Origin of the sequence: Micromonospora sp. CB01531 (assembly GCF_001905095.1) — a bacterium.
GTDB lineage: Bacteria > Actinomycetota > Actinomycetes > Mycobacteriales > Micromonosporaceae > Micromonospora.
Genome location: NZ_LWLS01000003.1, coordinates 1 through 12324, shown reverse-complemented (window position 1 = coordinate 12324; position 12324 = coordinate 1). Strand labels below are relative to the sequence as shown.

General features: G+C 66.6%; 13 protein-coding genes and 1 pseudogene. 5 read left to right on the top strand and 9 right to left on the bottom strand.

Annotated elements, in window-relative coordinates; all coding sequences use genetic code 11:
- Nucleotides 1-646 precede the first annotated feature (646 nt).
- Nucleotides 647-1666, top strand: coding sequence for a hypothetical protein (locus A6A27_RS03565; protein ID WP_073832925.1), 1020 nt, complete (start codon nt 647-649; stop codon nt 1664-1666).
- Nucleotides 1667-1684: 18 nt separating this feature from the next.
- On the opposite strand, the gene A6A27_RS42760 is transcribed toward A6A27_RS03565, so the two are convergent.
- Complete coding sequence (locus tag A6A27_RS42760; RefSeq protein ID WP_143193842.1) at nt 1685-2416, bottom strand: hypothetical protein; 732 nt, start codon at nt 2414-2416, stop codon at nt 1685-1687.
- 174 nt (nt 2417-2590) lie between these two features.
- Between A6A27_RS42760 and A6A27_RS03555 the strand changes: the two genes are divergently transcribed.
- From A6A27_RS03555 to A6A27_RS03545, 3 genes are all read left to right on the top strand, one after another.
- On the top strand, nt 2591-2923 hold the full coding sequence (locus A6A27_RS03555; RefSeq protein WP_073832923.1) for a hypothetical protein: 333 nt from the start codon (nt 2591-2593) through the stop codon (nt 2921-2923).
- A 95-nt stretch (nt 2924-3018) separates the two neighbouring features.
- Nucleotides 3019-3699, top strand: a complete 681-nt coding sequence (locus A6A27_RS03550; protein ID WP_083672397.1) for an ABC transporter ATP-binding protein — start codon at nt 3019-3021, stop codon at nt 3697-3699.
- A complete protein-coding gene (locus A6A27_RS03545) occupies nt 3699-5921 on the top strand; it encodes an FtsX-like permease family protein (protein WP_073832922.1) in 2223 nt (740 codons plus the stop codon). Before A6A27_RS03550 ends, A6A27_RS03545 begins: the two co-directional genes overlap by 1 nt.
- Before the next feature lie 204 nt (nt 5922-6125).
- Here the strand turns inward: A6A27_RS03545 and A6A27_RS45630 are convergent, their stop codons facing one another.
- The 6 genes and pseudogenes from A6A27_RS45630 to A6A27_RS45620 form a co-directional block, all read right to left on the bottom strand.
- A complete protein-coding gene (locus A6A27_RS45630) occupies nt 6126-6389 on the bottom strand; it encodes a pentapeptide repeat-containing protein (RefSeq protein WP_241825049.1) in 264 nt (87 codons plus the stop codon).
- Between the two features lie 124 nt (nt 6390-6513).
- Nucleotides 6514-6561 (bottom strand): annotated as a pseudogene (locus A6A27_RS47310) (hypothetical protein); the annotation flags it as partial.
- A 64-nt stretch (nt 6562-6625) separates the two neighbouring features.
- Nucleotides 6626-6955, bottom strand: a complete 330-nt coding sequence (locus A6A27_RS03530; RefSeq protein ID WP_073832920.1) for a hypothetical protein — start codon at nt 6953-6955, stop codon at nt 6626-6628.
- Nucleotides 6952-7587 carry a helix-turn-helix domain-containing protein gene (locus A6A27_RS03525; RefSeq protein ID WP_241825048.1) on the bottom strand — a complete coding sequence of 212 codons (636 nt, stop codon included), beginning with the start codon at nt 7585-7587 and terminating at the stop codon, nt 6952-6954. Before A6A27_RS03525 ends, A6A27_RS03530 begins: the two co-directional genes overlap by 4 nt.
- Before the next feature lie 101 nt (nt 7588-7688).
- Nucleotides 7689-8273 (bottom strand): hypothetical protein, encoded by a 585-nt coding sequence (locus tag A6A27_RS03520; RefSeq protein WP_073832918.1) that lies wholly within the window; start codon nt 8271-8273, stop codon nt 7689-7691.
- A gap of 198 nt (nt 8274-8471) precedes the next feature.
- Nucleotides 8472-8798 (bottom strand): hypothetical protein, encoded by a 327-nt coding sequence (locus A6A27_RS45620; protein WP_073832926.1) that lies wholly within the window; start codon nt 8796-8798, stop codon nt 8472-8474.
- 321 nt (nt 8799-9119) lie between these two features.
- Between A6A27_RS45620 and A6A27_RS03510 the strand changes: the two genes are divergently transcribed.
- Nucleotides 9120-10187 carry a helix-turn-helix domain-containing protein gene (locus A6A27_RS03510; RefSeq protein WP_073832917.1) on the top strand — a complete coding sequence of 356 codons (1068 nt, stop codon included), beginning with the start codon at nt 9120-9122 and terminating at the stop codon, nt 10185-10187.
- Between the two features lie 187 nt (nt 10188-10374).
- Here A6A27_RS03510 and A6A27_RS03505 read toward each other — a convergent pair whose 3' ends face one another.
- Together A6A27_RS03505 and A6A27_RS03500 are read right to left on the bottom strand one after the other, a co-directional pair.
- Nucleotides 10375-10578 carry a hypothetical protein gene (locus A6A27_RS03505; RefSeq protein WP_073832916.1) on the bottom strand — a complete coding sequence of 68 codons (204 nt, stop codon included), beginning with the start codon at nt 10576-10578 and terminating at the stop codon, nt 10375-10377.
- A 234-nt stretch (nt 10579-10812) separates the two neighbouring features.
- Nucleotides 10813-12210, bottom strand: a complete 1398-nt coding sequence (locus A6A27_RS03500; protein ID WP_073832915.1) for an IS1380 family transposase — start codon at nt 12208-12210, stop codon at nt 10813-10815.
- Between the last annotated feature and the right edge of the window lie 114 nt (nt 12211-12324).

Here is a 12324-nt window from a genome sequence, read left to right as displayed (position 1 = left end):
GCAACTGGTGAAGTTCCCGGACGCTCACTAAGACCAAAATGCCGACGACACGCCGGGAAAGCCCGAGAACTTCCCGATCCGACCAGTCCTGGCCGATCGCGACGACCGCCGACACCCACCCAACGACGTCGCCACCAGGAATCGCACCGGTCCGGCGCTTAGGTGCTGCCGCGCCGGCAGGCCGGCTTGCCCCCGAATCTCGTGGCTGAGCAGCACAAACGTGCAGCCAGCCACCAGAACCCGGCACCAAGACACATCCTGCGTCCACCTAATGCTCAGCGCCCTCCCCAGCAGGGCCGGCCGGCGATGCCCGGACGCCGTCGTGCCCCTCCACTAACAAAAGAGGGACCGCCATCGTCGGAATTTTCCATGATCAACCCATCGCGCCCAAGATTTTTCACATCCACGCGTACGCTGGGCCAATGTCAGGCCGGCGGGGGGCTGGCCGACTGTCGGCAGTGGAGTTGAGCGGCGCGCTCGCGGGTGGCGGCAACGCCAGGGGGCCAGGTGGCGACCCGCAGATACCTACTCATGCGCGGCTCGCGGCAGCACCGAGCATGCCGGGGCAGCGCCGCCCCGACTCGACCGACGACAGGCGGCCCGGAGTGTTCCACCCAGCCCGAGCATGTTGGGAGGACACGGACCCGTGCCCGAGAAACACGCGCCCACCAGGCGTGGCATCTCCCTCACCGGCCCACTCAACTTCGATGCTCCGGCCGACTACGACGAGTTCGACGCCGAGCTGAGGACACACGGCAAGTCCGACCTTCCCCTCAGCCAGCTCATCAGGGTCGCCCGGAGCTGCAAGGTCGGCGTGCCCTCTGGCTGGCTCGACGGCAGCGACAACCTCCAGCCCATGCCCCCCGGCTTGGCCTTGTTCCACCTACGTGCCGACGCCACCACCGCCGACACCAGAGACCGGGTATGGCGGCACATCATCAGCCACGCCCGCCAGGACACCGACGACCGCCCCGACTGGAACCTCTATGCCCTCGGCGTCGCTCACCTCGGACTCCTCAAACGAGCACACCGCCTCGCGCCACCGGGCACCACCGAAAGCCGCGTCGTCAAGTTGCAGTGCAACCTGATGTACGTATTCCTCACCCGAATGCACGTCACCATCACCCAGGCCACCGGCCACGTCACCTGGCGACTCGACATCAACAGGCCCAACGTGTTCTCCCGACTCCTCGGCGGCGCCTATGACGAAGCCAGCGGACGCACCCTACGGCGCATCACCCAACGCAGCCGCCGCCACGACGAAACCGCGGCCGAACATCAACAACGCCTCGTCCGCCTCAGACAAGAAGGGGAAGCCCTCCACGAGCCAGAACGGCCAACGGACAACGAGGCAGAACTAAGCCACGCCGCGCAGGAAAACCAAGGTGAGCCCAACCACGAGCCCCGCGACGCCGAAGCCGTCAGCGCTGCCCTGGACCGGCTCGTAAACGAGTCCACCCAGCTAGCCCCAGGCGACCGGATCGACCCCGCACACGCCGAACTGATCCGTCGCACCTACCTCAACGGGGAACGCCTGACCGTTGTCGCCGCCGAGTTGGGCATGTCCATCAGCGCCGCGTCCAAACACCGCAGCAAAGCCGTCGACCAACTCACCCGACTCATCGCCGGCACCGCTGGGATCCCCCGCCCACGTGGCGGTCAGTAAACCAACAGCCGAGACGACTCAGCCCGCCGACGCGACCGGCGGACGGTACTTGTCGCCACCCCAGCCAAACCGGGCCGCCTCCGCCACGACCTCAGCCACCGCGCCCCGGATCAGGTCCTGCGCGTCCTCGTCGTCCTCGATTCGCCAGGCAGTACGAGAGGCCGTGTCCAGGGCAATCAAGATCGGCCGGACAACAGGGCTCACGCCGAATACCAGGCTCCACGTCGGGCCGTGCACTCGCAGCACCACACCGCCGCGCCCAGACTCCACCCGCAGCACCCCAGGCCCGCCCCGCTCGACCACACCCGGAGCCGCCAACAGCGCCTCCCGCGCACCCGGCACATCAGCCACCAACATCGGTGCCGTCTCCTGCAACACCGCATCGGCCTTCCCGTACCACACCCCGCGCGGCAACGGACTCACCAACGCGTCACACAACCGATCCATCAACGTCCGGCGACGCCGCGCCGCGTCCGTCAACCCCTCCGGCTCCACCACCCCACCGACGCCTGGCACCGCCGGATCACCCACCGGCAGCACCATCATCGACGTGTCTTCGCCGGCCGCCTGAGCGCGCCACACCTCATCGTGAATTGCCTCTGCCCGCGCGTTGTACAGATCATCAGCCCACGTCACCCAAGCCGCCCGCGTACGCGGCTTAGGCAACACCCACGCCGCCGAACGCATCCGCCGATGCACGGCCAGCCGAGCCAGAACTGTCCGGCGGTAGAAACGCGAAGTGCGGAACATAAATTACAGCTTGGCACAACCAACCCCAGCCGCAAGCCGCCACAACCAACCTTTACGTTCATGTCAGCCGACATTGACAGAGGCCCATGGACGTGGTGAGCTTCCAACGTCGGAGCGCACGCGCTCGACTACCGAGCGTAGGGATGACTCCGGAGAGGGAATGGAGAAACCACCTTGAAGAAGTCCTACGTGGCCGTCGGGGCGGCACTGGCGGCGTTCGCGTTCGCCGCACCGACCGCCGCGATGGCCGTCAGCACCAACACCTACGGTTCGAGGACCAACGAGTACGACAACTGGGGCGGCATCACGGTCTCCGACATCAGCGCCGACAACAACGACGTCTACGCCGACTGGAAGCGGGACGTCGGCACGCCGCAGGTCCTCCGCAACTCCAGGGGCAACGGCACGAGCGAAGACAGCGGGACATCGAGCAACAAAGTCGCGCGCTTCAACTCCTGCACCGACGACGCTGGCCCCAACACCTGCAGCGGAACCGTCTACCGCTAGGCGATTAGATCGGCTTATGCCGCATCGATGCTCGCTACAGTGGGCGCGGACCGGACGGTACCCGGTCCGCGCCCACCGCTTATTTGGGAGGACCAATGCCGGACGTGCTGGCGGTGGAGGCGAGACGCCTTCGCTACGAGGTGAACGACCGAGTCATTCTCGACGAAGTCGAGCTAGCCGTAAGCAAGGGCAACTCAACTGCAATCGTCGGCCCGAGTGGAACAGGGAAGACCACCCTGCTCATGTGCCTGGCTGGGATCCTAAAAGTCAAAGCTGGCATCGTCCGTATCGATGGCGACGAGCTAACGTCCATGAAGGCTGCTGCTCGCGCCGCAGTCCGTCTTCGCCGGATCGGATTGATCTACCAGTTCGGAGAACTCCTTCCCGAACTCAGCCCCATCGACAACGTGGCCCTCCCGGCGTTGCTCGCAGGAGTCCGTCAGAGGAGCGCCTACGGCCGCTCCCGGCACCTGCTCGCCGAGCTCGGAGTGGAGACCCTCGCAGAGGCACCAACGGCTGCCCTCTCTGGTGGCGAGCGCCAACGGGTGGCCGTAGCGCGGGCGCTCGTTACCGAGCCGACCGTCGTGTTAGCAGACGAGCCCACAGGGTCACTCGACCCGGTAGCTACTGACGTCGTCGCCAACCTGTTGTTCGACCTTCCGAAGACACACGGCTGCGCGCTGGTTGTCGTGACGCACAATGACGCGGTCGCGGTCAGGGCGGACGATGTCCTCCGTCTCGGCGTTAAGAACAACAACGTGGGGGTGGCCGGCTGATGCGGGGCCTTCTGCCGCTGCTTGCCGTCGGCCACGGTGCCGGGCACCGCGCGGGTGTGAACGCGGCGATACACAGGTGGTCGTTAGCAATTGCCACTGCTGTCACCATCCTCGCGACATGGCTACTGGTCATCGCCGCAGCCGTCTCGTCCGCCAGCGATGAACGCATCGCCGCTCGGGAACCAGTCTTCGTTCCTGTCGGCGATGAGGGTTCGGCTGTAGCGCGGTGGATGATCCACGCTGATTCCCTGGACAACAGACAGTTCCTGGTGCTGTATGTCTCCCCGCTACGCGCCGACGCAGCGCCACCTCCAGGCCTTCCGCGCTGGCCCCGGCCCGGTGAAGCCTTCTTTTCGCCGGAACTGCTGAAGTCATCCGACGCGCAGGAGCTCACACAACGGTACGGCACGTTCGGAGGCCCGATCGGACATTCAGGCTTAGCGACTGCGACAGAACGGCTGGTTTACTACCGCCCGCTGACGGATACCGCATTCGATCAACGGGACGGTCTTGTTGCAATATCGGGATTCGGAGTCGACCCGAGTTCCTTCGGCCGAGACTACTTCCCTAACACCATCGACGGTTTCGGTAAGTGGAACGTATCAGATGTGTACGTCCTCATCCTCGCTGTCGTCGCCCTGCCCGCGGCCTTACTCCTATACCTCGCGGTGCGCAGCAACTCCGAACGCAGAGACCGCCGGCTGGCCATGTTGGACGCCTTGGGCGCTCCCGCCGCTGCACGCGCCTGGGTCCTGATCGGTGAAGCGACCGTCCCTGTTTCCTTCGGAGCAGGCATGGGCCTTCTCCTAGCGTTCGCCACCACCCTGCTCGACATCCGGGTCCCCATCACTGGATATCTCATACGACCCGGCGACGTAGTTTCGGCGCGCAGGTGGCTGCCCGCCGTGATCATCGGGACGATCGCCCTGACGATGTGCCTCGTAGTCGTGGTTCAACTGCGCCGCTCCGCCAAAGGGGAAACAAGGCCACTGCGGCTGAACCCGCGCTTCAGGAAGTGGCTTCATTCGGCCTTCCCCATCTCTGTGGCGCTCGCCGTATGGGGTGCCGCAACTGCTCGCGACGGAGGAGCCCGCTACTCTCCCGGCCTGATTATTTTCCTGATCGCTCTGCTCGGCGTACTCGTCTCCCTACCCTCAGTGCTAGGCGCTGGATCTGCGATGGTCGGCCGCGCGCTGGCCCGACTGGGAAGGGCCGCCAGCGCCCCGAGCCTGATCATCGGGGGTAGCTGGCTGGGTCAACGGCCAATGATGGTGGCACGCCTATGTGCGGCGTTCGTCGTTGGATTGGGTCTGCTGGTCCAGGTCCAGGTCCAGCAGACCTGGATCATCCAGCAAACCCGTGGCATGGCCAACGGCGTCGCTCCAAGAGCACTAACCGTCGGCGACAGCCTACTCATCGTCAGAACTCACTCTAGCCCCGCCGAGGGTCAACGCTTCGGCGAGACGGTCGGACCAGACATGGTCCTGCGAGTCGCAGAACGAAAAGGCACACCGATTCTGATTGGCACATGTGAGGCATTAGAAAGATTCGGCGAGCTGCGAGCATGCCCCGGCCCCGCCACGCAGAGCATCACCACCGCTTTCTCTCAGCTCAACGCCCAAGGTAACCTGTTGCGCGGCGGAACCCTGATTTCTGCGCCCGACTTCATGGTGGCCACCGACCCCGCAGCGGCCACTACAACCAACGGGTACTTCGTGCTCAACGACGAAAAGCGGTCCGGTGCCGCAGAGATCACAAAGGCTGCCTACGCCACCCTCACGAAACCGTACGTTTCCACACCTGGACAAGAGTGGATCACCGGCGGGCTCGCCGGCGCCGCCGTCTTCAACTGGGTCCTCTCCCTCGGCGCCATCGGTCTCATCGTCCTCGCCCTGGCCGGAGCGCTCGCCGCAAGCGGCATGTTCTTGAGTAACGCTCGCTCCCTGGGGGTAGTCGGCACCTACGTCAGCCGAACACCTCTGTACCTTGGCGTTGCGACCTGGAATCTCGGCGTACCCCTGTTACTTGCTGGTGCCGTTGGATCGGCAGTGGCGGCGTTCCTGGGACTTCTGACATTGCACATTCGCCGAGTCGGAAGCATATCGCTGCATGTGCTTGGTGCAGGGTTCGTGACGGTGGCCCTGCTGGCTGCGCTATTGACCATCCTTTGCGGAATCGGGGCTGCCCTGTCGGTGCGTACCTGGCGGCCGGTCGCCGATTAGCCACTCATGGCCCGGATAGTCCCCTTGCGTCCGCGCCCAGTTCGAAAGAACTGCGGTACGGCACGCATCTGGCCTACTCACAATAGGACGAAAGAGGCCGCCGCCTCCGCCCATGGGCAGGCAGGTGAAGGCGGCGACCTCTTCGCATATCAAGGCGTCAGCCGATATCACCATCGGCAGAAGAGATCACGTCGAGAGTCAGTATCAGCCGTGTGGGGGCGGGGCGGCGACGGTGACGCCCAGTTCGGTCACGGCCAGGTCCGCGAGGTCGGGCAGTTGGTCAGGGGCGAGGATGACGCCGGCAAGGTTGGGCAGGCCGGCTTTGATGCCCGCCAGGTCGTTTCCGCGTAGGTCCGCGCCGCGCAGGTGGCAGGCGTCCAACTCCGTACCCATCAGCTTGCAAGACCGCAGCACGGCGTTCGGTAGCCGGCACGAGGTCAGCGTGGCGTTGGTCAACACGCAGTCCACGAACGGCACCGGTCGCCACAACAAGCCGCAGCGAGGCGTAGTCGAAGCGGCAGCCCTCGAACAACATGTCTTTGAGGTTCACGCCGGACAGTCGCGCGCCGGTGAGCTTGCAGCCCGACAGCGCGCACCGCTCGACGGGGAGCCCGGACAGTTCCGCGCCGGACAGGTCCACCCGGTCCAGCTCGCAGCACCCGCAATCGCGGCCTCACGCGTGGCGGCAATGACGCCGATGTCCGTCAAGACCCGCTTACCTCCTTCCGTTCAGCGACCGGCCGCGCCGAATCCCGACGGGTATCGATAGGCGCAACCCGGTAGGCGTGATTTCCTCGGCTCGGCCACGACAGGAAACGACCGAACAGTTCCCCGCTACCGAGCATGTCGGCGCGCAGCTTCGCCAGATCGTCCATCGCGTCGCCGAGTTGGCCGGCCAGGTACACGAACAGGCTCACCCGATCCCGCTCGTACTCGGCCAGTAGCGCGAGCTTGGCGTCACCACACGGCCACGGATTTCCGCAGGTACGGCACAGCCAGATCGGCCGGATCGGCGTGTGCGAACGCCCGGTCACCGCGACCGCCCTACTCGGCCCATTGTCGCTGGCGTTCCCCCGGCCCACGCGTGGGGTACGCCGTCGGCGGGGTCCAGGATCAACCGGAACCATGTCTTGGCATCGGCGCCAGCGCACGCAAGCACCTCGTCCAACATCACCTGCACGTGCATGCTCAACGAGCTGGAAGCGGTCCGACGCTCCCACCCGGAAACCGTCTCCCTCGCCACCCCGAGGTATTTAGCGAACGCGCTCACGGTCATCCGCAGCGCCTCCCGCAACGCGCGGGACTCCCGTCCGGTCCACCGCCCGACCGCCACCGGGCACTCGCAGCCGTCCGGCTTCGCCACGGGCGCCGCGACGACCGGCGCGGCCGGCTGCTCAGGCTCAAGATCGAAGCCCGCTGTCTGCCTACGGAAGTCCCGCGCAAGCGCGTGCACCTGATCGAACGCCGCGACCAGGGCACCGCCCGCTCCAACCTCCGCGTCTGCGCTCTGCCAAAACCGGCGAGTGCTGCTGTCCCGGCCGACCTCGACATTGGCGATGGCGCTTCGGGAGTAGCTGATACGCCGAGCAAGCTCCACCTGCGTCACTCCGGCCAGGTCGCGCCACGCGGTCAGCTGCCGGCCCAGCCGGTGACGCGCCTCGGCCACCTGAACGTTCGTGATCCGGTCCGCCCCACCGAGACGACCCGGCCGAGGCGGCACCCGCCGGACCAACCCGCCCGGCTCCGTAAGCTGCATATCCGCCATCGCTACCGCGCCTGCCGCTCACTGAGCGAGTACAGCCGCGCCCCGCCAACCACCACCGGCGCATCGACCATCGCCGGGACGACGCTGGCCGCTCCGGTGGCAGGGTCGATCAGCACATGGACCTGCCCGGCCACCACCGCGACGCAACCGGGCTGCCCGTCGTGACACACCACCGTGACCGCCCCGCCCGCGTTCACGCTGACCTCCACCGCCGCCGCGCCGGCCGGCACCACCGCAGATCCGCCGCCCGCCTCGCCACAAGTCGTGGCACCCGGGCCGGTAGACAACGCTGGCGGCACCGCAGTGTTCCGGTCGATCGGCGCGGTACCGGACGGCTCGGCAGTCAGGGCTGGCACAACCGGGTTCCTATCCGGATCTTTGGCGTGCCCATGGATGACGAAGAAGCCAAGCTCAGCGTCCGTGGCTTTGTCCAGCACCGCCCGCAACGCCGCACGGTAATGCGCGGACGGCCACCGAGTATCACCGCGCTCAAGAGCGCCGATGTACCGGTCAGCGATAGCCGTCCGGCGCCCCATGTACTCGTACAACCACGCGTTCGCCGTCTCGGCCAACTCCTGCCGCGACATCGGCCGACCCGACCCCGAAGGAGACCGCAACGCCTGCCTCGCCGCGCGGAGCAGATGGTTCGGTCCCGGTTGATACGCCACTACGAAAAGTCCGTTCCTGGTCGCCGCTCGATCAAGCGGTACGGAGTTCCGGAAAGCGGATGAACCAGCTCGACAGCGATGAAAGCTGAAGCGGCACCCGTGGTTCATGCCGCGCCATCACGACGAGGACCGGCGGAAGGGACCCCAGGACACGAACCGATTGAACAGTTCCTCCGGGCTAGGTCCACTGTCCGGGTTGAGGCGATAGAGATCCCTCATCGCCTCATACATCAGACCCGCCAGGTAGATCGATAGACCCTGGTGGTTGCGGTCATGCTCGGCCCTCAGCATCAGCCGGGCCGCTCCGCACGGCCACGGCTGACCGCACGCCCGGCAGGCCCACATCGGGCGCAGCGGAGTATGGGGCGGGGTGCTCTGCGTCCGGTAGCGCGGGCGATCCGGCTCCGGCCCGGAGCCCGGAGATGGCAAAATCGTCATGATCATCGACGCCTCCCGTTGGCTCGCCACTCCTGGCCCGGGGCCAGGGTCACGCGGTCGTCTCCGCAGTGAAGGGACCGCAGTTCCGCGCACCTCGTCATCAAGGGCCGGTCGTCCGCGACCGGCATCAGCATGGTGGGCCCGTACCACTGGGCGACTCCGCGCACTGGACCGGACACCATGTCAACCGGTTTGGCCCTGCGTTGAAACCACTTCCAACGAGGCACGTCATCTACCTCCCGTCGCACCGTCTGGTCTCAGCCTGCGATCAACGGACTACGCTCGGAAGGAGGTCGATGCTTTCAACGGCTTTCAACAGGGGGACCCGTGGACGACCTTGGCGCGCAATTGCGGCAGGCTCGTACCGAGGCCGGCGTGACGTTGGCTTCGGTGGCGGCCCGGTCGTGCTACTCGGCTTCGCACTTGAGCAATGTGGAGGCAGGGCGGAGGGCCGCTACCCCTGACATCGTGCTCGCCTACGCGCGGGCGCTCGGGGAGGTTGACGTGAACCGTCGACAGGTGCTCGGACTCGCGGCCGGCGTCATGGGCCCGGTCGTGGCTGGAGAACTCATCCGGGCTGGCTTCACCGCGGCGCTTGATGGCCGAGGGGCCGAGGAGGACTGGCGCGAGCGGGTCGACCAGTACGGGCGGGATTACATGGCCGTAGGCGCGGCGGTCCTCCAAGCCAGACTTGCTAGTGACCTCGTGATCCTTCAGCAACACCTAGACACGCCGTACATGTGGTCGCACGCCGCGCGGGCCCTGGTCACCTACGGGAAGACCACGCCTAACCCGGCTGAGGCGATCCGTTGGTACGACCTGGCGGCAACGGCGGCGGACCGGTCCGACGATCTCGGAGTCCGCGTGTGGGTTCGTGGCCGGGCAGCTATCGCGCTCGCCTACGAAGGCGCGGCCCTTCCCACGGCCCGGCGGTACGCCGACCAAGCCCTAGCCCTGTCCGACCGGCCCTCGATCGGCCGCGTCCAAGCCCTCATGGCGGGCGCGCACGTCGCAGCGGGGCGCGGCGACCAGCCGGGCGCGGTCGCGCTTGACACCGAAGCGCGGCGAGTTTTCGATCACGTCGCGTCGCCGGACCGCGAAGTCTCCGACACCGCCGTTCCGCCGTGGCGGATGGCCACCTTCCGCAGCATGTTGTACGCCCGCCTCGGGATGACTGGAGCTGGCAGCGAGGCTCAGGAAGAGGCCGACCGGACACGGCCGGCAGGGCTGCCGCGCTTCGCGACGCATATCGAGCTACATCGGGGTCTGACGATGGCGAAGGCCGGCGACAGGGCCGGTGGCGTCGCATACGCCCGGCGGGCTTGGGACGCACTTCCGGCCGAGCGGCGGTCACAAAGCCTCGCGTTGATGCTGCGCGAGGTCGAGCGAGCCTGACAGCGCGGCGGAGCCTACTGCGGCTGAGGGCGCCAGTAACACCTGGCCACCGTTCCATCTATCGTGAGTTATCACCATGAAGGCACGCTGATACCAAATCAACTTGCTAATGGTGCCGCATCTCTCTCTAGCTATCCGTCGGCTGCTGTCCTGAGCCTTTTCGCCGGTCTTTAGAGACGCCGATGTGTCAGGAGAGGCTGCGCTCGACGACCGCGAGTGAGAGTCCCAGGCCGCCGAAGAGCAAGCCAGCGATGCTGGCGAAGCTGGCGCTGGCGATCACGACAGTGATCATGGCGTTCCCGACGCTGCGGGTGTCGACCGCAATGGCGATCGATGCTGTCACAAGAATGACAAGCAGGAATAGGGAAGTGGCCAGAAGTGTCCAGATCACCTTTGTTCGCGCACGTGCGGCATTCTTCTCTTGGGCAACTTCAGAGCTGCGTGCTCTGTCTGAAGGGTTGTCAGGGCGTCGAGGGGCTAGCCTCCGTCTTTCGCTAAGCCCGTCAGTCATCGCTGTTGATCGATGTGGCTGGTGTTCGGCGGGTGGGCGGGGTTTCGGGCATGGTGAGGGCCCGGCGCGGAGCCGGGTTCCTCCGGGGTGTTCGTCGGAATACGGGGTGCGGGGTCAGCCGGCGGGTCGGGGCAGGGCGGCGAGCCGGCTGAATGCGGTGACCAGGGAGTTCTTCCAGGGCCAGTGGTCGGCGATGGCCAGGCGGGTTTGTCGGGCGGTGCGGGTGATGCGGGCGGCGACGTGCAGCAGTCGGTAGCGCAGTTTCTTGGGCTCGGCGCGGGCGAGGTCACCGTCGAGGAGCAGGGCTTGGGTCCAGGCGATTAGGTCGATGCTGGTCAAGGCCAACTGGAGCCAGGCCTGGTTGATCGCGAACACCCGGGACGGGAAACGGCCGAAGCCGGTGTCCTTGCCGGTGCGGATGCGGTCTTCAACGCGGGCGTGGGCGCGGTGCCGGGCCTCCAGGTGCTGGATACCGCCGTTGCCGGGTGGGGTGTCGGTGGCGACGACCTGGTGCCGCCAGCCTTCGACGGTGTCGAACAGGGACAGCTGAGCGCCGGGATGCGGGCGTTCGCGGCGGACCAGGAACCGTGTGCCGTCGGGGAAGCCGTCGGCGGGCAGTTGGCCGGTGATCTCGCAGACCTCGGCGTGTTCCCGCAGGTCACCGTCAGTGTCGATGGCGGGGGCCCAGCCGGTCGCAGCCTGGATAGCGGCCCGGACTGGTTCGGTGATCGCGGCGCCGACGGAGAACCGGATGTCGAGATGCTGCTCGCGCAGGGACCGGATGTGGGCGAGGAAGCCATGGCTGGAACCGGCCGAATCGCTGCGGAGCAAGATCGGGGTGCCGTGCCGGAGGGCGTCGGGGATCTGGGCCAGGGCCTGGTCCAGGACGGTGATGTGGTCGGCGGTGGTGTTCGAGCCGGACCGGCCCTCACGCAACATGCCGGCGAGGGCTTCGCCGGTGTTGTCCAGGAAACAGAGCAACGGGTGATAGCCGAAGGTCTTCTTCCAGGTACGGGTCGCCGACTCCTTCTCGGAATGGCAGATCACGATCGTCGCGTCGATGTCCAGGACCAGACCCTCGACCGGCCGGCCGGCCACCTTCACCGTCGGCAGGTCACCATGCATGTCGGCGTGCTGAGCCCAGGCGACCTCGCGGGCTCGGGCCCGCGCAGCACGCAGTTCGGCCAGCATCGGCTCGTCCAACTGCGACAACAGCCGCCACGCGGTCGGGTCGGAGGCGACCGGTCCGAACAGGGCGGACTGGTCACGCAGCACCGCCAGATCGGCGATCGCCTCACCACCGTCGGCGAGCATCACCGCCAGATCCACGGCAACGCGGCCCGGGTCGTGGCCGCTGCGCCGTTGCCGCAACTTCGCCAACGCGAGGCTGAACGCGCTGGTCAGACCGGTTGCGTCCGCGAGATCGGCCAGAAGTCGGGCACCGGCGTGGTTGACCACGCCCCGCCCGCCACCGGTGACCACGATCTTTCGACGTGTTGGGGTAGCCTTCACCCTGCAGGTGCCTTCCGTGACGGGATGATCAGGACTCTCGACAAGCCCTATTTTCCCAGATCAGAAGGCACTTCTGCGTTTCCAGCCCAGCCCATGGACAGCCGTTAACGAAGG